Origin of the sequence: Yimella sp. RIT 621, assembly GCF_004146205.1 — a bacterium.
Lineage (GTDB): Bacteria > Actinomycetota > Actinomycetes > Actinomycetales > Dermatophilaceae > Yimella > Yimella lutea.
Window position 1 is genome coordinate 60,175 of sequence record NZ_SEIP01000011.1, and the last position, 19,140, is coordinate 79,314.

Below are 19,140 nucleotides of genomic sequence, written 5' to 3' on the forward strand. Positions count from 1 at the left end.
ATGGGTCAGAAAATCCACCCGAACGGTTTCCGCCTCGGCATCACGACCGAGCACAACAGCCGTTGGTTCGCTGACAGCACCAAAGAGGGTCAGCGCTACAGCGACTACGTGAAGGAAGACGTCGCGATCCGCAAGCTCATGTCCAAGGGCATGGAACGCGCCGGCATCTCACACGTGGAGATTGAGCGCACCCGCGACCGCGTCCGCGTCGACATCCACACCGCTCGTCCGGGCATCGTCATCGGACGCCGCGGCGCCGAAGCCGACCGCTTGCGCACGTCGCTGGAGAAGCTCACCGGCAAGCAGGTTCAGCTGAACATCCTCGAGGTCAAGAACCCCGAGGCCAACGCTCAGCTGGTCGCCCAGGGTGTCGCCGAGCAGCTCGCTGCTCGTGTGAACTTCCGTCGCGCCACGCGCAAGAGCATCCAGTCCGCTCAGCGGGCCGGCGTCAAGGGCATCAAGGTGATGGTCTCCGGTCGTCTGAACGGCGCCGAGATGAGCCGCACCGAGTTCTACCGCGAGGGCCGTGTTCCGCTGCACACCCTGCGCGCCAACATCGACTACGGCTTCTACGAGGCCCGTACGACGTTCGGCCGCATCGGTGTGAAGGTCTGGATCTACAACGGTGACCTCACCGCCAAGGAACTGGCTCGCGAGCAGGCTGCTGCTCCGTCGCGTCCGCAGCGTCGCCGGGACGACCGTCCGGCACGTGGCGGTGACCGCGGTGGACGTGGTGGCGAGCGCGGAGGCGACCGTGGTCGTCGCGACCAGGCTCCTGCCGAGTCCACCGAGGCTGCGATGGAGGCAACCGCCGAGGCTGCCGCGACCATCGAGACCCCGAGCACGAGTACCCCTGAGGGAGGCGACGCCTGATGTTGATTCCGCGTCGTGTGAAGCACCGTAAGCAGCACCACCCCAAGCGGACCGGTGCAGCCAAGGGCGGCACCACCGTGGCGTTCGGCGACTACGGCATCCAGGCTCTCGAGCCGGCCTACGTCACCAACCGTCAGATCGAGTCCGCTCGTATCGCGATGACCCGCTACATCAAGCGTGGCGGAAAGGTCTGGATCAACATCTACCCGGACCGTCCGCTGACCAAGAAGCCGGCCGAGACCCGCATGGGTTCCGGTAAGGGTTCGCCGGAGTGGTGGGTCGCCAACGTCAAGCCGGGCCGCGTCATGTTCGAGCTGTCCGGTGTGTCCGAAGAAGTTGCTCGCGAGGCCCTGCGCCTGGCGATGCACAAGCTGCCGATGAAGTGCCGCTTCGTCGCACGTGAAGGTGGTGACTTCTGATGGCTCTTGGTTCCAAGGACCTCGCGCCGGCGAAGCTGCGCGAGCTCGGTGACGAGGAACTCGTTTCCCAGCTCAAGGAAGCCAAGCAGGAACTGTTCAACCTGCGTTTCCAGTCGGCCACCGGCCAGCTGGAGAACAACTCGCGACTGCGCGCCGTCCGCAAGGACATCGCGCGGCTGTACACCGAGATGCGCGAGCGCGAGCTCGGCATCGGCCGGGACGCGAAGACCGAGTCCGACTCCGACGAGAAGGTGAGCTGAACATGGCTGAGAAGACGGAGCAGGAAACGGTGACCGACAACCTCGGACACGGTGGAGACCGTAACTACCGCAAGACCCGTCAGGGTTTCGTGGTGAGCGACAAGATGGACAAGACCGTCGTTGTCGAGGTCGAGGACCGCGTCAAGCACGCGCTCTACGGCAAGGTCATGCGCAAGACGCACCGCCTGAAGGCGCACGACGAGGCCAACTCGTGTGGCGTCGGTGACCGCGTCCTGATCATGGAAACTCGTCCGCTGTCGGCGCAGAAGCGCTGGCGTGTGGTCGAGATCCTCGAAAAGGCGAAGTGATCTTCGTCGTCGTGGTGGGTGTTCAGCACCTGGCTGCGACGACGTGATTTGGAGCCGTACGGCGGCAGACCGTAGACTGGACTGTCGCCGTACGGCGCCCAAACCCTCAGCGTTCACGCACATGCTTCCGCTCCGTGGATCCCACGGAGCGTCGACATGAGAGCGCCGAACCTGAGATGTACATGTATCCGTTCCGCAAGGCTCGGACCCGATCGGGTCTCGAGAACCGGTGAGACGACAGGAGAAGAACTGTGATCCAGCAGGAGTCGCGACTGAAGGTCGCCGACAACACCGGTGCCAAGGAAATCCTTTGCATCCGTGTGCTCGGTGGCTCTGGTCGTCGCTACGCCAGCGTCGGTGACACCATCGTGGCGACCGTCAAGGACGCCATCCCGGGTGGCAACGTCAAGAAGGGCGATGTGGTCAAGGCCGTCATCGTCCGCACCCGCAAGGAGCGCCGTCGTCCGGACGGCAGCTACATCCGCTTCGACGAGAACGCCGCGGTGATCCTCAAGAACGACGGTGACCCCCGTGGCACCCGCATCTTCGGCCCGGTGGGCCGCGAGTTGCGCGACAAGAAGTTCATGAAGATCATCTCGCTCGCACCGGAGGTGCTCTGACTCATGGCGAAGATGAAGATCAAGAAGAACGACCTGGTTCAGGTCATCAGCGGGCCCGACAAGGGCAAGCAGGGCAAGGTCATCTCGGTGAACTCCGAGACCGAGCGTGTGGTCGTCGAAGGCGTCAACCGCGTCACCAAGCACCTGCGCGCCGGCCAGCCGGGCCAGGCCAGCGGTGGCATCCAGGTCGTCGAGGCGCCGATCCACGTGTCGAACGTGATGATCGTCGACCCCGAGACCGGCAAGCCGACCCGCATCAAGACCCGTGTCGAGACCGTCGATCGCGACGGTCGCAACAAGACCGTCCGGACCCGCGTGTCCGTTCGCTCGGGTAAGGACCTGTGATGACTGAAACCGCAACCACCACCGAATCGATGCCGCGCCTCAAGCAGCGCTACAACGACGAGATCAAGCAGGCCCTGCAGAGCGAGTTCAACTTCGCGAACGTCATGCAGGTGCCCGGCGTGGTCAAGGTCGTCGTGAACATGGGTGTCGGTGACGCCGCCCGTGACAGCAAGCTGATCGAGGGCGCCATCAGGGACCTGGCCGCCATCACCGGTCAGCAGCCGGCCGTGACCAAGGCCCGCAAGTCGATCGCGCAGTTCAAGCTGCGTGAGGGTATGCCGATCGGTGCGCACACCACGCTGCGCGGCGACCGCATGTGGGAGTTCCTGGACCGCCTGGTCTCGGTTGCTCTCCCGCGTATCCGCGACTTCCGCGGTCTGTCGCCGAAGCAGTTCGACGGCAACGGCAACTACACCTTCGGTCTGAACGAGCAGTCGATGTTCCACGAGATCGACCAGGACAAGATCGACCGCGTGCGTGGCATGGACATCACCGTCGTCACCACTGCTGCCAACGACGACGAGGGTCGCGCGCTGCTGCGTCAGCTCGGCTTCCCTTTCAAGGAGAAGTGACATGGCGAAGAAGGCCCTGATCAACAAGGCGAACGCCAAGCCGAAGTTCGCGGTTCGCGCGTACACGCGCTGCAACCGGTGCGGTCGCCCGCACTCGGTGTACCGCAAGTTCGGCCTGTGCCGTATCTGCCTGCGCGAGATGGCTCACCGCGGCGAACTGCCCGGCGTCACAAAGTCCAGCTGGTGATCCGTCGCTACGGCGACGGAACGACAGCACACTCATTCATCAGTTTCAGATCTACACCGAAGGTCGGCCGCGAACAATCGCGAGCTGAAACCGCGGTGAGGGAGGGCGGGACAGCCCAATGACCATGACAGATCCGATTGCGGACATGCTGACCCGAGTCCGGAACGCCAACTCGGCGCACCACGACTCGACGTCGATGCCGTTTTCGAAGCTCAAGTCTCACATCGCCGAGATCCTCAAGTCCGAGGGATACATTGCGGACTTCCGGGTCGAAGAAGCGACCGTGGGCAAGACCTTGATCATCGACCTCAAGTACGGCCCCAACCGGGAGCGCTCGATCGCCGGTGTCCGCCGCGTGAGCAAGCCCGGTCTGCGCGTGTACGCAAAGTCCACCAACCTGCCGAAGGTTCTCGGTGGACTGGGTGTCGCGATCATTTCGACGTCGTCCGGCCTGTTGACCGACAGGCAGGCCGCTTCCAAGGGTGTAGGCGGGGAAGTCCTCGCTTACGTCTGGTAATCCGGGAACGAAGGAGGAATAAGACATGTCTCGTATTGGACGTCTTCCGGTTCCCGTGCCGAGCGGTGTCGACGTGACCATCGACGGTCAGGACGTCGCGGTGAAGGGCCCCAAGGGCTCGCTCGCGCTGACCGTTCCGTCGCCGATCACCGTCGCCAAGGGCGAGGACGGCACCGTCGAGGTGTCGCGCCCGAACGACGAGCGTGAATCGCGTTCGCGCCACGGACTGACCCGCAGCCTGATCAACAACATGGTTGTCGGCGTCACCGAGGGTTACACCAAGAAGCTCGAGATCCACGGCACCGGTTACCGCGTGACCGCGAAGGGCTCCGACCTGGAGTTTGCTCTGGGCTACAGCCACCCGATCACGGTCAAGGCTCCCGAGGGCATCACGTTCGCCGTCGAGAACCCGACCCGTTTCTCGGTCACTGGCATCGACAAGCAGCTGGTCGGCGAGGTTGCTGCGAACATCCGCAAGCTGCGCAAGCCCGACCCGTACAAGGCCAAGGGCGTGCGCTACGAGGGTGAGCACATCCGCCGCAAGGTCGGAAAGGCCGGTAAGTAAGCCATGGCAAACGCACGTATCGTCAAGCGTTCGAGCAGCAAGGCTGCTGCTCGTAACCGTCGTCACTTCCGTCTGCGCAAGCGCGTCTCGGGTACGACCGCTCGTCCCCGTATGGTCGTGAACCGCAGTTCGCGTCACGTCTTCGTGCAGATCGTCGACGACACCGAGAGCAAGACCCTCGTGTCGGCGTCGACCATGGAGGCCGACCTGCGCTCGTTCGACGGTGACAAGACCGCCAAGGCGAAGAAGGTCGGCGAACTGCTGGCTGCTCGCGCCAAGGACGCCGGTATCGAGGCTGTCGTCTTCGACCGCGGCGGTAACCGGTACGCCGGTCGTGTCGCCGCCATCGCCGACGGCGCCCGCGAGGGTGGTCTGACGCTGTGATGCACATGACCAACACTGCTGAGAAGAGGAACCACTGATGGCTGGACCCCAGCGTCGAGGTGCCGCTGGCTCCGCCCAGGGCGGCCCCGAGAACAGCGACAACAACAACAACGCCAACGACCGCGGCGGCCGTGGTGGCCGTGGTGGACGTGACGGCGGTCGCGACAACCGTCGTGGCAACCAGAACGACGACCGCAACCAGTACCTGGAGCGCGTCGTCGCGATCAACCGCGTGGCCAAGGTCGTGCAGGGTGGTCGCCGGTTCAGCTTCACCGCGCTCGTCGTGGTGGGCGACGGCCAGGGCACCGTGGGTGTCGGCTACGGCAAGGCCAAGGAAGTTCCGGCCGCCATCGCCAAGGCTGTCGAGGAGGCGAAGAAGAACTTCTTCCGCGTCCCGATGATCGGTGGCACTGTGCCGCACCCGGTCCAGGGTGAGGCTGCTGCAGGCGTCGTCCTGCTGCGTCCGGCTGCTCCCGGTACCGGTGTCATCGCCGGTGGTCCGGTGCGCGCCGTCCTGGAGTGCGCCGGTGTTCACGACGTGCTGTCCAAGTCGCTCGGCTCGGACAACGCGATCAACATCGTCGGCGCCACCGTCGCGGCCCTCAAGGGCCTCGAGCGTCCCGAGGCCGTCGCGGCTCGCCGCGGTATGCCGCTGGACCACGTCGCCCCGGTCGCGCTGCAGCGCGCCATGGCCGCTGCTGCTGCGGAGAAGTCCGCTGAGAAGGCAGGTGCGTGATGGCAACGCTGAAGGTGACCCAGATCCGTTCGGATATCGGTAACAAGCCGAAGGCGCGCGAGACCCTGCGGACGTTGGGCCTCAAGCGCATCGGCCACACCGTCGAGCAGGAGGACCGCCCGGAGATCCGTGGCATGGTCCGCGCGGTGCGCCACCTGGTGACCGTTGAGGAGATTGACTGATGGCTGACAACGAGCAGAAGACGCACGCACTGAAGGTGCACCACCTGCGTCCTGCCCCCGGTGCCAAGACCGCCAAGACCCGTGTCGGTCGTGGTGAGGGCTCCAAGGGTAAGACCGCCGGACGCGGTACCAAGGGCACCGGCGCTCGGTACCAGGTGCCGGAGCGTTTCGAGGGTGGCCAGACGCCGCTGCACATGCGTCTGCCGAAGATGCGGGGCTTCAAGAACCCGTTCAAGGTGACCTATCAGGTCGTCAACCTCGACAAGATCTCGGCGCTGTTCCCCGAGGGCGGCACCGTGACGATCGACGATCTCGTGGCCAAGGGCGCGGTCCGCAAGGGCCAGCCGGTCAAGGTGCTCGGCACCGGCGAGATCTCCGTCAAGGTCGACCTGACCGTGACCAAGTTCTCGGCTTCGGCCAAGGACAAGATCGAGGCCGCCGGCGGTTCGATCACCGCAGCGTGATCGGTCGGCAGACCCGATGACTGTCGCCCCAGGCGACGGGCCCGCAACGGCCCGATCGTCCTGGGGCACAGTCGTCTGCGGATATTCGTTACAGGTAGAGTTCCGCTAGTTTTCCCAGGCTGCGCGCACCGGCGCGGCACATTCGACTTCGGCCGGGATCGGCCGGCTGCCGCCGCGGCGGCGCTTGCTCAGGAGGATCCTTTGCTTTCTGCCTTCGGACGGGCGTTCACAACGCCCGACCTGCGCAAGAAGATCCTGTTCACGCTGGCGATCATGGCGTTGTTCCGACTCGGCTCGCACGTGCCGACGCCGGGCATCTCCTACCAGTTGCTGCAGGCCTGTCAGTCCGCGGCGAGCGGTCAGCAGAGCCTGCTGGGCCTGGCCAACCTGTTCAGCGGTGGCGCCCTGTTGCAGTTCTCGGTGTTCGCGCTCGGCATCATGCCGTACATCACCGCGAGCATCATCGTGCAGCTGTTGACGGTGGTCATCCCGCGGTTCGAGGAACTGAAGAAGGAAGGCCAGTCCGGTCAGACCAAGATGACGCAGTACACGCGTTATCTGACCATCGGCCTGGCCCTGCTGCAGTCCTCGACGCTGGTCACCGGCGCGGCGAACGCCCCCTACCGACTCATCGGCGGAACGGCCGACACCTGTTCCACCATCACCACCGACAAGAGCCTGCCGACGCTGATCATCATGGTGCTCGTGCTGACCGCCGGTACCGGTCTGGTCATGTGGCTGGGTGAGCAGGTCACCGAGCGCGGTGTCGGAAACGGTATGTCGCTGCTGATCCTGGTGGCTGTCGCTGCCGCCGTCCCCGGCTCCGTCTGGGCGATCAAGGACCAGGGCTGGGGCAAGTTCATCCTCGTCTGCCTGCTGGGTATGGCGATCACCGTGGCCGTCGTGTTCGTGGAGAACTGTCAGCGCCGTATCCCGGTGCAGTACGCCAAGCGGATGATCGGACGCCGTTCGTACGGTGGCACGTCCACCTACATCCCGCTCAAGGTCAACATGGCCAACGTGATCCCGATCATCTTCGCCAGCTCGTTGCTGTCGTTGCCGGTCATGCTTGCGACCTTCGCCGACCAGACCAAGGGCTGGGGGCTGTGGGTCAACGAACACCTGGCCCGCGGTGACCACTGGTTGTACATGGCGATCTACACGCTGTTGAACATCTTCTTCACGTTCTTCTACGTCTCGATCACCTATCAGCCCGACGACGTCGCCAACAACCTCAAGCAGGGTGGCTCCTTCATCCCGGGCATCCGTGCCGGTTCGGCGACCGCGAAGTACATCGGCTACGTGCTGAACCGCATCACCGCAGTCGGTGCGCTCTACATCGCCGTCCTCGCGCTGATCCCGCTGGTTGCGCTGGCGCTGGTCAACGCCAACCAGAACTTCCCGTTCGGTGGCGCCTCGATCATCATCCTCGTGGGTGTCGGTCTGGAGACGGTCAAGCAGATCGACTCCAAGCTGCAGCAGCATCACTACGAAGGTTTCCTGCGATAGGTCGTCTCGCGCGGGTCGACCGTTGCGGATCGCGACAGCGCGGTGTGGTGCGTAGATCACAGCCCTGGACCGCTGGGTAGCCGATCGGATCCGCCTAGGCTGAGGGCATGGGTGAGCACACTGGTCGTAAGCCGCGCGTCGTCGTCCTCGGTGGTGGGTTCGGAGGTCTGTCGACCGTCCGGGCACTGCGCAAGGTCGATGTCGATGTCATCCTCATCGACCGTCACACGTACAACACTTTTCAGCCGTTGCTGTACCAGGTGGCCACCGCCACCCTGAACCCCGGCGATGTCACGTGGTTCCTGCGTGCGGTGCGCGAGCACAACCCGCGGGTCCGGTTCATCAACGGCGACGTCGAGACGATCGACCACGACGCTCGACAGGTCAAGCTCGAGGGCGGGGAGTCCGTCGACTTCGACCACCTGGTGATCGCCACCGGCGTGACCGCGAACTTCTTCGGCATCCCCGGCGCCGACGAGCACGCACTGCCGCTCTACACCCGCGCGCAGGCGCTCGAGGTGCGTGATCGTCTGTTCACCGGGCTGGAGTACGCCGCCGCGCACCGCAAGGGCGAGGACGTCCGGGTCGTGGTGGTCGGTGGGGGAGCGACCGGTGTGGAGACCGCCGGCGCGTTGGCCGAACTGCGTAACAACGACATGCCGGTGACCTACCCCGAGCTCGATCGCACCCGCACGCACGTGACGCTGATCGAGATGGCGCCGCACCTACTGGCTGCGTTCGGCGAGAAGAGCCGCGACTACGCGCGCCGTTCGCTGGAGAAGCGTGACGTCGACCTGCGCTTCAACACCACCGTGAAGCAGGTGCGCAGCGACGGCGTCGTCGTGAACGACGGCGAGTTCATCCCGGCCGGTGTGGTCATCTGGGCCAGCGGGATCAAGGCGCCGGACGAGGTGGCGAACTGGGGCGTGCCGCAGGGGCGGGGCGGACGCATCGAGGTCGACGACCACCTGCGGGTCAAGGGACTGAAGAACGTGTTCGCGGTCGGAGACATCTCGGTCGAGGACGGCGACCGCGCGTTGCCGCAGCTCGCGCAGCCCGCCCTCCAGGGCGGCGCGTACGTCGCCAAACTGATCCGCAACGAGATGAACGGTGAGCAGACCGCCCCGTTCGAGTACAAGGACAAGGGCATCCTGGCCACCATCGGACGCAGTTCCGCAGTGGCCGAAGCGACGAATCTGCCTCGGATGCAAGGCTTTCCGGCGTGGGTGGTGTGGACCGGAGTGCACGTGTTCACGCTGCTCGGGGTCCGCAACCGCGCTGCCGCGATGGTCAACCTCGGCTCGCGCTACCTGTTCTGGCACCGCAGCCACAATGCGATCGTCGGCGACACCCCGACCGCGCAGACGCTGCGTCCGGAGCAGATGCAGCAGCTCATGGCAGAGCGTGACGCCTCGCCGGTGGCCATCGAGGGCGACGGTACGCCCGCTGCACTGGCCGATCGCGGCGAAACAGGGTCGCACTCCTGAGCTGTGCCGTAATGTCCGCCACCTGACCTGCGAGGCAGCGGGGCCGTGCCGCTCGGTAGGCTGCGCCCAGTGTTTCCATGTGTTTCCCATGGTCGAGGTAACTCGACCCTGAACTCGGAGGTTCGCTAGATGCGACTGATCATCATCGGCCCGCCCGGCGCCGGCAAAGGCACGCAGGCCGAGCGCATCACGCAGCGCCACGAGATCCCGCACATTTCGACCGGTGACATCTTCCGCGCCAACATCAAGAACGAGACCGAACTCGGCAAGCAGGTGAAGTCGATCCTGGACGCCGGTGGTTACGTATCCGACGACCTCACCAACGCCATCGTGGCCGACCGCCTGAAGCAGGATGACGCGCAGAACGGCTTTCTGCTCGACGGTTACCCGCGCACCCCGGCCCAGGTCCAGGCGCTGGACGAGATGCTCGCCGCCGAGGGCAAGAAGATCGACGCCGTCCTCGAACTCGAGGTCGACGACGAGGAACTCATCGCCCGTCTGCTCAAGCGTGCCCAGACCTCCGGCCGCACCGACGACACCGAGGACGTCATCCGCGACCGTCAGGCGATCTACGTCCGGGAGACGCAGCCGCTGACCACGCTCTACCGCGAGCGCGACCTGCTGGTCGCCGTCGACGGCGAGGGCGAGATGGACGAGGTCACCGAGCGCATCGAAGGCGCGTTGGCGAAGGTGGCGCAGTAAGCACGTGATGTTCGGACTCGGCAAGGAGAAACTGCCGGTCAAGACGCCGGAGCAGCTGCGGCTCATGCGCAAGGCCGGCCTCGTGGTGGGGCAGTGCCTGCAGGAGGTGCGGGCCGCGGCGGTCGACGGCATCAGCACCGGCGATCTCGACGCGCTTGCCGAAGCGTTCATCCGTGCGCAGGGTGCGACGCCGTCCTTCCTGGGATACCAGGGCTTCCCGGGTTCGCTGTGCATCTCGGTGAACGAGGAAGTCGTGCACGGCATCCCGGGTGAGCGGCTGTTGAACAACGGCGACCTGGTCTCCATCGATTGCGGCGCGATCGTCGAGGGTTGGCACGGCGACTCGGCGATCTCCTTGATCGTCGGCGGTGACCTGCACGCCCGGCCGCAGGACGTCGCGCTCTCGAAGGCGACGCACGACTCGATGTGGGCGGGCATCGGCGGGTTCCGTTCCGGCCGCGGCATCTACGAACTCGGCGGCGACATCCAGGACTCCATCGAGGCCTCGCAGCAGGCGATGAACGCCGACGGGCTCGAGGTCGCGTTCGAGATCGTCGACGGTTACACCGGCCACGGCATCGGCCGTGAGATGCACATGGAGCCGACGGTCTACAACGAGCGCGTGAAGGCCAAGGGCCCGCAGATCCGCGTCGGCGCGACAGTCGCGATCGAGCCGATGGTGACGCTCGGCACCTACGAGACCCACGAGTTGGGCGACGACTGGACGGTCGTCACCGAGGACGGATCGCGTGCGGCGCACTGGGAGCACACGGTCGCGCTCACCGACGACGGTCTGTGGGTGTTGACTGCTCTGGACGGTGGACGAGCCGAACTGGAAGCGCGCGGCCTGCCCTTCGGCCCGCTCGCCGACTGACCTCGCGCCGGGACCGCTGATCTTCTCGGAAGTCCCTGTGGTCGCCTACCAGCGCATCTCACCGTGGTTTCGGCGCATACGCCCTCCTTCGTCGCGCGTATGGCTCAACCAGCGGGTGGGGTGTACGGCTCAACCAGCGGGGACGGGTGAGCCGGTCTTTCTCGCTGGTTGAGCCGGGCGCCTGAGGGACGAAGGTGCACGCGCCGAAACCGCTGGCACGCTCGAATCGACTCATCCACAGATCTCCGCAAATGAGACCTGTAGCATTCGACAATGCCGCAGATACGGATCAAGGACGCCGCTGCGTTCCTCGGGGTCAGTGATGACACGGTCCGCCGGCTGGTCGACAACGGCAGCCTCCCGGCAACGACGGACGCCAGCAATCGCAAGGTGATCGACGGACGGGTCCTCGCACAGTTCGCCAAGGAGCACCCGTCCGGCGCCATGGCCGACCCGTCGTCCGTCGGACGTTCGGCGCGCAACAGGTTCGTCGGCATCGTGACCGAGGTCGTGATGGACAAGGTGATGGCGCAGGTCGAACTGCAGTGCGGACCCTTCCGCGTCGTGTCGCTCATGTCGAGCGAGGCCGCCCGCGAACTCAGCCTCGAACCCGGTTCGGTCGCGGTCGCCGTCGTCAAGTCGACCAATGTCATCGTCGAGACCGCCGGGGGCATCTCGTGAAAATTTTCTCGGCGGTCGTTGTGTGCGTGGCAGTGGCCGCTGGTACCACCGGCTGCTCCGGCGACGAACCGGACGCGAAGGTCCTGCGGGTCTACGCTGCGGCCTCGCTGAAACAGGCCTTCACCGAGATCGGCGCGACCTTCGAGGAGAAGAACCCCGGCGTGACGGTGGAGTTCAACTTCGCTGGGTCCTCCGACCTCGCCACTCAGTTGAAACAGGGCGCGCCGGCCGACGTCTTCGCATCGGCAGATCCAGCGAACATGAAGAAGGTCGCGGACGACGGACTGCTGGCCGGCGGCTCCACGGTGTTCGCCTCGAACATCCTGCAGATCGCGGTGCCGCCGAAGAACCCGAGGAAGATCAACTCACTCGCCGACCTCACCGGGAGCGGCATCAAGGTCGTGGTCTGCGCGCCGCAGGTGCCGTGTGGTTCAGCGACCCAGAAGGTGCTGCGTGCCGCGAGCCTCACCCTGAAGCCGGTGAGCGAGGAGTCGTCGGTCACCGACGTGCTGAACAAGGTCGTCACCGGCGAGGCGGACGCCGGCCTCGTCTACCACTCCGATGTCAGGGGCGCGGCGGGCAAGGTCGAGGGCATCGACTTCGAGCAGTCGAGGGCGGCGCGCAACAAGTACCCGATCGCCGTCCTCCGCGCGAGCGAGCAGTCCGATCTGGCGAAGGCATTCATCGGTGCGGTTGCCGCGCCGAAGGGGCAGAGTGTCCTGGGGCACGCCGGCTTCCAGCAAGCGTTCCCGGTCGAGTGAGGCGCGAACCCGTGCGCACAACGCGGCGATCGGACTACACCGGCCTGCCGCGGTGGGTCTACGCCCCCGCGGCCCTGGGGGCGGTGTTCGTGCTGCTGCCGCTGGTCGCGATGATTGCGAAGGTCGACTGGGCGCGTTTCCCCGGACTGGTCACCTCGGATGCGTCGCGGGACGCTCTCGCCCTCAGCCTGAGGACCTCGAGCGCCTCCACCGTCCTTTGTCTGATTCTCGGTGTCCCCATGGCAATGGTGTTGGCGCGCAACAGTTTTCCCGGACAACGTGTCGTTCGATCGCTGGTGCTCCTGCCCCTCGTACTGCCGCCGGTGGTCGGCGGTATCGCGCTGCTCTACACGTTCGGGCGACGCGGTCTGCTGGGCAGCACGCTCGACGTCCTGGGCGTACAGATCGCGTTCTCGACGACCGCAGTCGTCCTCGCCCAGACCTTCGTGGCGCTGCCCTTCCTCGTGCTCAGCCTCGAAGGCACGTTGCGCAGCGTCGGTCAGCGTTACGAACAGGTGGCTTCCACACTCGGCGGCACGCCGACCTTCGTGCTCATCCGGGTGACGCTGCCGCTGGTGCTGCCCGGGGTGTTGTCCGCAGCGGTGCTCGCGTTCGCCCGCTCGCTCGGTGAGTTCGGGGCAACCCTGACCTTCGCCGGCAGCCTGCAGGGAGTCACCCGCACCCTGCCATTGGAGATCTACCTGCAACGTGAGTCGGACGCCGACGCCGCGGTCGCGCTCTCCCTCGTCCTGGTCGTGGTCGCGGTGCTCGTCGTCGCACTGGCGCAGGGCAGGCGGGACCGATGACCGGGGCTCTGTCGCTGCGAGCATCCCACGAAACCAGAGGGCTCGACGTCGCGCTCGAGGTGAAGCCGGGGGAGCACGTCGCGATCCTCGGCCCGAACGGCGCCGGCAAGTCGACGGTGCTGTCGCTCATCGCCGGGCTGTTGCGTCCCGACACCGGCCGCGCCGTCCTCGACGATCGCACGCTCTTCGACGAGAGGACCTTCGTGCCGCCGCACGCCCGCGGGGTCACCCTGCTGGCCCAGGATCCGTTGCTGTTCCCGCACCTGTCGGTGCTCGACAACGTCGCCTTCGGCCCACGGGCGTCGGGCGCGACGGCGAAGCAGGCACGCGCCACCGCCGAGACCTTCCTCGACGAGGTCGACGCGTCCGAGTTCGTCGACCGCAGGCCGGCGCAGCTTTCCGGGGGGCAGGCACAACGTGTCGCGATCGCCCGGGCGCTCGCCGCAAGACCGTCATTGCTGCTGCTCGACGAACCGATGGCGGCCCTCGACGTCGCAGCCGCCCCGTTGCTACGTCGCGTTCTCAAGCGGGTGCTCGCCGACAGGTCCGCGCTGATCGTGACCCACGACGTCCTCGACGCCTTGCTGCTGTCCGACCGGCTGATCGTGCTGGACCACGGACGAATCGTCGAGGACGGCCCCACCCAGGACGTCATCGCCCGCCCGCGTACTCCGTTCACCGCTCGTATCGCCGGACTCAACCTGATCAACGGCACCGCAGCGTCCGGAACCCACCTGGTCGATGCGCACGGTGTCGACGTCTCCGGGGCACCGACCGAGCAGCTCGCGACGGGGGAGTCTGCGCTCGCGGTCTTCAGCCCGAACGCCGTCGCCGTGTACGAGACGCCGCCGCACGGCAGTCCGCGCAACACCTTCGAGGTCACCGTCGTCGAGCTCGAACCGCGGGATGCGCAGGTGCGGGTACGCGCGCACGACCGCGCCGGACACACCCTGCTCGCCGACCTGACCGCGTCCTCGGTGGGGGAGTTGGACCTGTACCCCGGCAAGCGCGCCTTCTACTCGGTGAAGGCGACGGCCGTGACGATTTATCCGTCCTGAGTCCGTGGCACACTGACGCCCATGTCAGGGGCGAGACTCACGATCGATTTCGCAGGCGAGATCTTCGAGGTCTCCCCGGAACACACGTTCACCGTCGGGCGCACCGGCGACCTCGAACTGGACGACAACGGGTACCTGCACCGTCATTTCCTGGAGTTCGCGCATCGCGACGGGCTGTGGTGGATGCACAACGTCGGCAGTAGGTTGCCCGCGACCATCACCGGCGGCAGCGGCCTGATGCGCTCGACCGTCGCGCCCGGTGCCGGCGTCCCGATCGTGTTCTCACCCTCGGTGGTCACCTTCTCCGCGGGCGCAACCACCTACGAACTCGAACTCACCACGAACACCGACATCTTCGAGTCCACGCCGCATGTCGTCGATCCCGGCCGCGGCAAGACCACGATCGCGCCGACGACCTTCACCGTCTCGCAGCTGCAGGCGATCGTCGCACTCGCCGAGCCGATGCTGAAGTACAGCGGGTCGGGTGCGTGGCAGATCCCGACCTCCGCCGACGCCGCCAAGCGACTGGGGTGGACGCAGACCAAGTTCAACCGCAAGCTCGACAACGTGTGCGACAAACTCGCGCGCGCCGGCGTCCGCGGTCTGCGCGGATCGGAGAGCGATCTTGCAGTGAACCGTCGGATGGTGCTGGTCGAGTACGCGGTCGCGACTCTGCTGATCACCGCGGACGACCTGCACCTGCTGGCCCTCGGCGAGGACACGCCCGACCGCATCGTCCGCTGAGCCCACCCGAATCCGCTCGATTTGGGCGCAGTGGGCCACCCGGCGTAAGCTGGTGCGTCGGTTCGGTATGTCTTGACAACACCCCGATCCGCAACCACAGGGCCGCCCATCCGGGGCGGAACCGTTGACCAGTGAGTATGTGGAGGATATGGCCAAGAAGGACGGTGTCATCGAGATCGAGGGCACGATCGTCGAAGCTCTCCCGAACGCAATGTTCCGGGTGGAGCTCACGAACGGTCACAAGGTGCTCGCACACATCTCGGGAAAGATGCGTCAGCACTACATCAGGATCCTCCCCGAGGACCGTGTTGTGGTCGAGCTTTCCCCGTATGACCTGACCCGCGGCCGCATCGTCTTCCGCTACCGCTGATCGCAATCGCACACCGCCGAGACCTGTCCAGTGATGGGTGAGTCGCGGCCTGATCCGAAGACAGTAGGCAGATGAAGGTCCAGCCGAGCGTCAAGAAGATCTGCGACAAGTGCAAGGTGATCCGCCGTAACGGCCGGGTCATGGTCATCTGCGAGAACGCTCGCCACAAGCAGCGCCAGGGCTGACCAAACCCGCACGAGTCGTGTCTTCGAGCAAGACGCAGACGAAAAACTGAAGATCGCCCCGTTCACCTGGACGAGGCGAACCATCGCAGCGCCCGACCCCCGTTCCTCAGCTGAGGAACAGGACGTCACCTTCGGCTCGGAGGCCGAAGACCCGCACCACTCGCTCCTGAGTGAACACGGGACCGGCGACTGCACCAGACCTCCGGACGAAAAGCACAGGAGAAAGCCGACATGGCACGACTCATCGGTGTCGACCTGCCGCGCGACAAGCGCGTCGAGGTCGGCCTCACGTACATCTACGGTGTGGGCAAGACCCGCGCCGCCGAGGCGCTCGCCGCCACGGGCGTGAACCCGGACACCCGGGTTCGCGACCTCAGCGAAGAGGAACTCGTCAAGCTTCGCGACAACCTGGAGCAGTACCGCCTCGAAGGCGACCTGCGACGTGAGGTTGCCGCGGACATCCGCCGCAAGGTGGAGATCGGTTCCTACCAGGGCCTGCGCCACCGCCGTGGCCTGCCGGTCCACGGCCAGCGCACGAAGACCAACGCTCGTACTCGCAAGGGTCCGAAGAAGACGGTCGCCGGCAAGAAGAAGGCCAAGTAATCCAGGCCTTCCGGCCAGTCGGGCACGCAATCGCGTGCCAACCCATTCGCTGAAGTCTTACCCGTAGGAGAAAGTTCATGCCTCCCAAGAGCCGTACGGCTGCGGGCGCCAAGAAGGTGCGCCGCAAGGAGAAGAAGAACGTTGCCGCTGGTCACGCATACATCCGCAGCACGTTCAACAACACCATCGTTTCCATCACTGACCCCACCGGTGCAGTGATTTCGTGGGCCTCGGCCGGCCAGGTCGGTTTCAAGGGCTCGCGTAAGTCCACCCCGTACGCCGCCCAGATGGCTGCTGAGGCTGCTGCCCGCCGCGCCATGGATCACGGCATGCGCAAGGTCGACGTCTTCGTGAAGGGCCCGGGTTCGGGCCGCGAGACCGCGATCCGTTCGTTGGCCGCGGCCGGCCTCGAGGTCGGCGCGATTTCCGACGTCACCCCGCAGCCGCACAACGGTGTCCGCCAGCCCAAGCGTCGCAGCTGAGCTGACGAGAACTTCAAGGAGAAAATGACATGGCCCGTTACACCGGTCCCATCACCAAGAAGTCGCGTCGCCTCAAGACCGACCTCGTCGGCGGCGACAAGAACTTCGAGATGCGCCCCTTCCCGCCCGGCCAGCACGGCCGCGGTCGGGTGCAGGAGAAGGAATACCTGACCCAGCTGCAGGAGAAGCAGAAGGCTCGCTTCGCCTACGGCGTCATGGAGAAGCAGTTCGTCCGGTACTACAAGGAAGCGGCTCGCCGCTCCGGCAAGACCGGTGAGAACCTGCTCATCATCCTCGAGTCGCGCCTCGACAACGTGATCTACCGCGCCGGTCTGGCCCGCACCCGTCGTGCGGCCCGCCAGCTGGTCAGCCACGGTCACTTCGAGGTCAACGGCGTGCGCGTCGACGTCCCGAGCTACCGCGTGGAGCAGTACGACATCATCACCGTCCGTGAGAAGTCGCGCGAGAAGTTCCCGCTGCAGCTGGCCCGCGAGACCGTCGGCGACCGTCCGATCCCGGCGTGGATGCACGTCGTCCCGGGCAGCCTGCAGGTGCTGATCCACCAGCTGCCGACCCGCGAGCAGATCGACGTGCCGCTCACCGAGCAGCTCATCGTGGAGCTCTACTCGAAGAACTGATTCGACTTCCCGGGTTCGCTTGTCCTGCAAGCGAACCCGGGAATCGGTCGCTCTTCACGGCACAACCCTGATCCGGGGGACAGAGCCCGATCAGGTTTCGTCAGGCGTCAAATAGCGGTCGCCTGTGGAAAGGAAACAACGTGCTCATCGCACAGCGTCCCGTCCTCTCGGAGGAAGTTGTCTCCGAGAACCGCTCCCGGTTCGTCATCGAGCCGCTCGAGCCGGGCTTCGGTTACACCCTCGGCAACTCCCTTCGTCGCACCCTGCTCTCGAGCATCCCGGGTGCCTCGGTCACCAGCCTGCGCATCGACGGTGTGCAGCACGAGTTCTCCACGATCCCCGGGGTCAAGGAGGATGTCACCGAGATCATCCTGAACATCAAGGGTCTGGTCGTCTCCTCCGAGCACGACGAGCCGGTCGTCATGTACCTGCGCAAGCAGGGCCCGGGCGTCGTCACCGCGGCGGACATCGCGCCGCCGGCCGGTGTCGAGGTGCACAACCCCGACCTGGTGATCGCCACCCTGAACGACAAGGGCAAGATCGAGATGGAGCTGACCGTCGAGCGCGGTCGCGGCTACGTCTCGGCCAACCAGAACAAGTCCGCAGACCAGGAGATCGGTCGCATCCCGGTCGACTCGATCTACTCGCCGGTGCTGGCCGTCACCTACAAGGTGGAAGCCACCCGTGTCGAGCAGCGCACCGACTTCGACAAGCTGATCGTCGATGTCGAGACCAAGAACTCGATGGCTCCCCGCGACGCGATGGCGTCGGCCGGTAAGACGCTGGTCGAGCTGTTCGGTCTGGCTCGCGAGCTCAACGTCGAGGCCGAGGGCATCGACATGGGTCCGTCGGCCACCGACGCCGCGCTGGCCGCCGACATGGCACTGCCGATCGAGGACCTCGACCTCACCGTCCGCTCGTACAACTGTCTCAAGCGCGAGGGCATCCACACCGTGGGTGAGCTCGTGGGACGCAGTGAGGCCGACCTTCTCGACATCCGCAACTTCGGTACGAAGTCGATCGTCGAGGTCAAGGACAAGCTGCACGAGATGGGCCTTCAGCTCAAGGACAGCCCGCCCGGGTTCGACGCGAGCGCGATTGCCGACCGTTACGAGGACGACGCTGACGAGATCAGCTTCGCCGAGGACGAGCAGTACTGAGCCGCAACGCTTTTCGCGTAGCAAAGACCAACAGGAGAAATCATGCCTACCCCTACCAAGGGCCCCCGCATCGGTGGCGGTCCCGCGCACGAGCGGCTCATCCTCGCCAACCTGGCGCAGTCGCTGTTCGAGCACGACCGGATCACCACCACCGAGGCCAAGGCCAAGCGCCTTCGTCCGCTGGCCGAGCGTCTGATCACCTTCGCCAAGCGCGGTGACCTGCACGCCCGTCGTCGCGTGATGACCGTCATTCGTGACAAGGGTGTCGTCCACCGTCTCTTCGTCGAGATCGCGCCGGACATGACCGACCGTCAGGGTGGTTACACCCGCATCACCAAGATCGCCCCGCGCAAGGGCGACAACGCTCCGATGGCCGTGATCGAGCTCGTCCGCGAGCCCGTCAACGCCAAGCCGAAGCGCGCTGTCGTCGCCGAGGCCGAGGCTGCCACCAAGCGTTCCGCCAAGGACGCGGAGGCTGCTGACGAGGCGACCGCTCCCGCGCCCCTGGGCGACACCGAGGACGCTGCGGCCGGCTCCGAGCCGGCCGATGGCGAAAAGGTCCAGCAGGAGGCCTGAGTCCTCACGCACGCGTGACCGGCGTCGTTCCCGAGAGGGAGCGGCGCCGGTTCGCATCTGCCGAATCTGCAA

At 65.8% G+C, this 19,140-nt stretch carries 30 protein-coding genes; all 30 read left to right on the forward strand.

Translation table 11 applies throughout. The features are described from left to right. The 30 genes from rpsC to rplQ all read left to right on the forward strand — a co-directional run bounded on the left by rpsC (nucleotide 1) and on the right by rplQ (nucleotide 19,068). Entirely contained in the window at nucleotides 1-873 is an 873-nt protein-coding gene (rpsC, locus tag EU513_RS11525; RefSeq protein WP_129626075.1) for a 30S ribosomal protein S3, read from the forward strand. Further along, nucleotides 873-1,292 carry a 50S ribosomal protein L16 gene (rplP, locus tag EU513_RS11530; RefSeq protein WP_129626077.1) on the forward strand — a complete coding sequence of 140 codons (420 nt, stop codon included), beginning with the start codon at nucleotides 873-875 and terminating at the stop codon, nucleotides 1,290-1,292. Before rpsC ends, rplP begins: the two co-directional genes overlap by 1 nt. Beyond that, complete coding sequence (gene rpmC / locus EU513_RS11535) at nucleotides 1,292-1,552, forward strand: 50S ribosomal protein L29 (RefSeq protein WP_129626079.1); 261 nt, start codon at nucleotides 1,292-1,294, stop codon at nucleotides 1,550-1,552. Before rplP ends, rpmC begins: the two co-directional genes overlap by 1 nt. Before the next feature lie 2 nt (nucleotides 1,553-1,554). Beyond that, nucleotides 1,555-1,860: a 30S ribosomal protein S17 gene (gene rpsQ, locus EU513_RS11540; protein WP_129626081.1), complete on the forward strand. Its 306-nt coding sequence runs from the start codon at nucleotides 1,555-1,557 to the stop codon at nucleotides 1,858-1,860. Nucleotides 1,861-2,111: 251 nt separating this feature from the next. Continuing rightward, nucleotides 2,112-2,480: a 50S ribosomal protein L14 gene (gene rplN / locus EU513_RS11545; RefSeq protein WP_129626083.1), complete on the forward strand. Its 369-nt coding sequence runs from the start codon at nucleotides 2,112-2,114 to the stop codon at nucleotides 2,478-2,480. 3 nt (nucleotides 2,481-2,483) lie between these two features. Further along, on the forward strand, nucleotides 2,484-2,825 hold the full coding sequence (gene rplX, locus EU513_RS11550; RefSeq protein ID WP_211345133.1) for a 50S ribosomal protein L24: 342 nt from the start codon (nucleotides 2,484-2,486) through the stop codon (nucleotides 2,823-2,825). Next, entirely contained in the window at nucleotides 2,825-3,397 is a 573-nt protein-coding gene (gene rplE, locus EU513_RS11555) for a 50S ribosomal protein L5 (protein WP_129626085.1), read from the forward strand. Before rplX ends, rplE begins: the two co-directional genes overlap by 1 nt. Before the next feature lies 1 nt (nucleotide 3,398). Next, nucleotides 3,399-3,584, forward strand: a complete 186-nt coding sequence (locus EU513_RS11560) for a type Z 30S ribosomal protein S14 (RefSeq protein ID WP_115923839.1) — start codon at nucleotides 3,399-3,401, stop codon at nucleotides 3,582-3,584. 118 nt (nucleotides 3,585-3,702) lie between these two features. Continuing rightward, nucleotides 3,703-4,101, forward strand: a complete 399-nt coding sequence (gene rpsH / locus EU513_RS11565; protein WP_129626087.1) for a 30S ribosomal protein S8 — start codon at nucleotides 3,703-3,705, stop codon at nucleotides 4,099-4,101. 25 nt (nucleotides 4,102-4,126) lie between these two features. Beyond that, the gene (gene rplF / locus EU513_RS11570) at nucleotides 4,127-4,666 is read left to right on the forward strand and encodes a 50S ribosomal protein L6 (protein WP_129626089.1); all 540 of its coding nucleotides are present in this window, start codon (nucleotides 4,127-4,129) and stop codon (nucleotides 4,664-4,666) included. Between the two features lie 3 nt (nucleotides 4,667-4,669). Then, nucleotides 4,670-5,050, forward strand: a complete 381-nt coding sequence (rplR, locus tag EU513_RS11575) for a 50S ribosomal protein L18 (protein WP_129626090.1) — start codon at nucleotides 4,670-4,672, stop codon at nucleotides 5,048-5,050. 37 nt (nucleotides 5,051-5,087) lie between these two features. Further along, nucleotides 5,088-5,786, forward strand: coding sequence for a 30S ribosomal protein S5 (gene rpsE, locus EU513_RS11580; protein ID WP_129626092.1), 699 nt, complete (start codon nucleotides 5,088-5,090; stop codon nucleotides 5,784-5,786). Then, nucleotides 5,786-5,968: a 50S ribosomal protein L30 gene (rpmD, locus tag EU513_RS11585; RefSeq protein ID WP_129626094.1), complete on the forward strand. Its 183-nt coding sequence runs from the start codon at nucleotides 5,786-5,788 to the stop codon at nucleotides 5,966-5,968. Before rpsE ends, rpmD begins: the two co-directional genes overlap by 1 nt. After that, nucleotides 5,968-6,432, forward strand: a complete 465-nt coding sequence (rplO, locus tag EU513_RS11590; RefSeq protein WP_129626096.1) for a 50S ribosomal protein L15 — start codon at nucleotides 5,968-5,970, stop codon at nucleotides 6,430-6,432. Before rpmD ends, rplO begins: the two co-directional genes overlap by 1 nt. Nucleotides 6,433-6,633: 201 nt before the next feature. Continuing rightward, entirely contained in the window at nucleotides 6,634-7,941 is a 1,308-nt protein-coding gene (gene secY / locus EU513_RS11595; protein WP_129626098.1) for a preprotein translocase subunit SecY, read from the forward strand. A gap of 107 nt (nucleotides 7,942-8,048) precedes the next feature. Further along, complete coding sequence (locus EU513_RS11600; RefSeq protein WP_129626100.1) at nucleotides 8,049-9,428, forward strand: NAD(P)/FAD-dependent oxidoreductase; 1,380 nt, start codon at nucleotides 8,049-8,051, stop codon at nucleotides 9,426-9,428. Between the two features lie 129 nt (nucleotides 9,429-9,557). Next, on the forward strand, nucleotides 9,558-10,130 hold the full coding sequence (locus EU513_RS11605) for an adenylate kinase (protein WP_205744761.1): 573 nt from the start codon (nucleotides 9,558-9,560) through the stop codon (nucleotides 10,128-10,130). Between the two features lie 7 nt (nucleotides 10,131-10,137). After that, the gene (gene map / locus EU513_RS11610) at nucleotides 10,138-11,004 is read left to right on the forward strand and encodes a type I methionyl aminopeptidase (RefSeq protein ID WP_129626252.1); all 867 of its coding nucleotides are present in this window, start codon (nucleotides 10,138-10,140) and stop codon (nucleotides 11,002-11,004) included. Nucleotides 11,005-11,277: 273 nt separating this feature from the next. After that, nucleotides 11,278-11,685, forward strand: coding sequence for a molybdopterin-binding protein (locus EU513_RS11615; RefSeq protein WP_129626102.1), 408 nt, complete (start codon nucleotides 11,278-11,280; stop codon nucleotides 11,683-11,685). Between the two features lie 32 nt (nucleotides 11,686-11,717). Further along, the gene (modA, locus tag EU513_RS11620; RefSeq protein WP_240796035.1) at nucleotides 11,718-12,446 is read left to right on the forward strand and encodes a molybdate ABC transporter substrate-binding protein; all 729 of its coding nucleotides are present in this window, start codon (nucleotides 11,718-11,720) and stop codon (nucleotides 12,444-12,446) included. A gap of 11 nt (nucleotides 12,447-12,457) precedes the next feature. Beyond that, on the forward strand, nucleotides 12,458-13,252 hold the full coding sequence (locus EU513_RS11625; protein WP_240796036.1) for an ABC transporter permease: 795 nt from the start codon (nucleotides 12,458-12,460) through the stop codon (nucleotides 13,250-13,252). Then, on the forward strand, nucleotides 13,249-14,310 hold the full coding sequence (locus EU513_RS11630) for a sulfate/molybdate ABC transporter ATP-binding protein (protein WP_129626106.1): 1,062 nt from the start codon (nucleotides 13,249-13,251) through the stop codon (nucleotides 14,308-14,310). Before EU513_RS11625 ends, EU513_RS11630 begins: the two co-directional genes overlap by 4 nt. A gap of 21 nt (nucleotides 14,311-14,331) precedes the next feature. Beyond that, nucleotides 14,332-15,054, forward strand: a complete 723-nt coding sequence (locus EU513_RS11635) for a hypothetical protein (protein WP_129626108.1) — start codon at nucleotides 14,332-14,334, stop codon at nucleotides 15,052-15,054. 148 nt (nucleotides 15,055-15,202) lie between these two features. Continuing rightward, nucleotides 15,203-15,424: a translation initiation factor IF-1 gene (gene infA, locus EU513_RS11640; protein WP_006946284.1), complete on the forward strand. Its 222-nt coding sequence runs from the start codon at nucleotides 15,203-15,205 to the stop codon at nucleotides 15,422-15,424. Between the two features lie 71 nt (nucleotides 15,425-15,495). Further along, the gene (gene rpmJ, locus EU513_RS11645) at nucleotides 15,496-15,609 is read left to right on the forward strand and encodes a 50S ribosomal protein L36 (protein WP_019286332.1); all 114 of its coding nucleotides are present in this window, start codon (nucleotides 15,496-15,498) and stop codon (nucleotides 15,607-15,609) included. A 231-nt stretch (nucleotides 15,610-15,840) separates the two neighbouring features. After that, nucleotides 15,841-16,212 carry a 30S ribosomal protein S13 gene (rpsM, locus tag EU513_RS11650; RefSeq protein ID WP_129626110.1) on the forward strand — a complete coding sequence of 124 codons (372 nt, stop codon included), beginning with the start codon at nucleotides 15,841-15,843 and terminating at the stop codon, nucleotides 16,210-16,212. 77 nt (nucleotides 16,213-16,289) lie between these two features. Continuing rightward, nucleotides 16,290-16,694 (forward strand): 30S ribosomal protein S11, encoded by a 405-nt coding sequence (gene rpsK, locus EU513_RS11655; protein WP_129626112.1) that lies wholly within the window; start codon nucleotides 16,290-16,292, stop codon nucleotides 16,692-16,694. 29 nt (nucleotides 16,695-16,723) lie between these two features. Continuing rightward, entirely contained in the window at nucleotides 16,724-17,332 is a 609-nt protein-coding gene (gene rpsD / locus EU513_RS11660) for a 30S ribosomal protein S4 (RefSeq protein ID WP_129626114.1), read from the forward strand. A gap of 140 nt (nucleotides 17,333-17,472) precedes the next feature. Then, nucleotides 17,473-18,492, forward strand: coding sequence for a DNA-directed RNA polymerase subunit alpha (locus EU513_RS11665; RefSeq protein ID WP_129626116.1), 1,020 nt, complete (start codon nucleotides 17,473-17,475; stop codon nucleotides 18,490-18,492). Between the two features lie 42 nt (nucleotides 18,493-18,534). Beyond that, nucleotides 18,535-19,068, forward strand: coding sequence for a 50S ribosomal protein L17 (gene rplQ, locus EU513_RS11670; protein ID WP_129626118.1), 534 nt, complete (start codon nucleotides 18,535-18,537; stop codon nucleotides 19,066-19,068). Nucleotides 19,069-19,140 lie beyond the last annotated feature (72 nt).

Bases quoted from the DNA above. Each gene is read 5' to 3' on its own strand.
- rplP (WP_129626077.1), top strand. From the start codon at position 873: ATGTTGATTCCGCGTCGTGTGAAGCACCGTAAGCAGCACCACCCCAAG.
- rpmD (WP_129626094.1), top strand. From the start codon at position 5,786: ATGGCAACGCTGAAGGTGACCCAGATCCGTTCGGATATCGGTAACAAG.
- EU513_RS11560 (WP_115923839.1), top strand. From the start codon at position 3,399: ATGGCGAAGAAGGCCCTGATCAACAAGGCGAACGCCAAGCCGAAGTTC.
- map (WP_129626252.1), top strand. From the start codon at position 10,138: ATGTTCGGACTCGGCAAGGAGAAACTGCCGGTCAAGACGCCGGAGCAG.
- rpsM (WP_129626110.1), top strand. From the start codon at position 15,841: ATGGCACGACTCATCGGTGTCGACCTGCCGCGCGACAAGCGCGTCGAG.
- rpsD (WP_129626114.1), top strand. From the start codon at position 16,724: ATGGCCCGTTACACCGGTCCCATCACCAAGAAGTCGCGTCGCCTCAAG.
- infA (WP_006946284.1), top strand. From the start codon at position 15,203: ATGGCCAAGAAGGACGGTGTCATCGAGATCGAGGGCACGATCGTCGAA.
- rplF (WP_129626089.1), top strand. From the start codon at position 4,127: ATGTCTCGTATTGGACGTCTTCCGGTTCCCGTGCCGAGCGGTGTCGAC.
- EU513_RS11600 (WP_129626100.1), top strand. From the start codon at position 8,049: ATGGGTGAGCACACTGGTCGTAAGCCGCGCGTCGTCGTCCTCGGTGGT.
- EU513_RS11615 (WP_129626102.1), top strand. From the start codon at position 11,278: ATGCCGCAGATACGGATCAAGGACGCCGCTGCGTTCCTCGGGGTCAGT.
- EU513_RS11635 (WP_129626108.1), top strand. From the start codon at position 14,332: ATGTCAGGGGCGAGACTCACGATCGATTTCGCAGGCGAGATCTTCGAG.
- rpsH (WP_129626087.1), top strand. From the start codon at position 3,703: ATGACCATGACAGATCCGATTGCGGACATGCTGACCCGAGTCCGGAAC.
- rplE (WP_129626085.1), top strand. From the start codon at position 2,825: ATGACTGAAACCGCAACCACCACCGAATCGATGCCGCGCCTCAAGCAG.
- rpsE (WP_129626092.1), top strand. From the start codon at position 5,088: ATGGCTGGACCCCAGCGTCGAGGTGCCGCTGGCTCCGCCCAGGGCGGC.
- rpmJ (WP_019286332.1), top strand. From the start codon at position 15,496: ATGAAGGTCCAGCCGAGCGTCAAGAAGATCTGCGACAAGTGCAAGGTG.
- rplQ (WP_129626118.1), top strand. From the start codon at position 18,535: ATGCCTACCCCTACCAAGGGCCCCCGCATCGGTGGCGGTCCCGCGCAC.
- rplX (WP_211345133.1), top strand. From the start codon at position 2,484: ATGGCGAAGATGAAGATCAAGAAGAACGACCTGGTTCAGGTCATCAGC.
- EU513_RS11630 (WP_129626106.1), top strand. From the start codon at position 13,249: ATGACCGGGGCTCTGTCGCTGCGAGCATCCCACGAAACCAGAGGGCTC.
- rpmC (WP_129626079.1), top strand. From the start codon at position 1,292: ATGGCTCTTGGTTCCAAGGACCTCGCGCCGGCGAAGCTGCGCGAGCTC.
- rpsK (WP_129626112.1), top strand. From the start codon at position 16,290: ATGCCTCCCAAGAGCCGTACGGCTGCGGGCGCCAAGAAGGTGCGCCGC.
- rpsQ (WP_129626081.1), top strand. From the start codon at position 1,555: ATGGCTGAGAAGACGGAGCAGGAAACGGTGACCGACAACCTCGGACAC.
- rpsC (WP_129626075.1), top strand. From the start codon at position 1: ATGGGTCAGAAAATCCACCCGAACGGTTTCCGCCTCGGCATCACGACC.
- EU513_RS11605 (WP_205744761.1), top strand. From the start codon at position 9,558: ATGCGACTGATCATCATCGGCCCGCCCGGCGCCGGCAAAGGCACGCAG.
- rplR (WP_129626090.1), top strand. From the start codon at position 4,670: ATGGCAAACGCACGTATCGTCAAGCGTTCGAGCAGCAAGGCTGCTGCT.
- rplO (WP_129626096.1), top strand. From the start codon at position 5,968: ATGGCTGACAACGAGCAGAAGACGCACGCACTGAAGGTGCACCACCTG.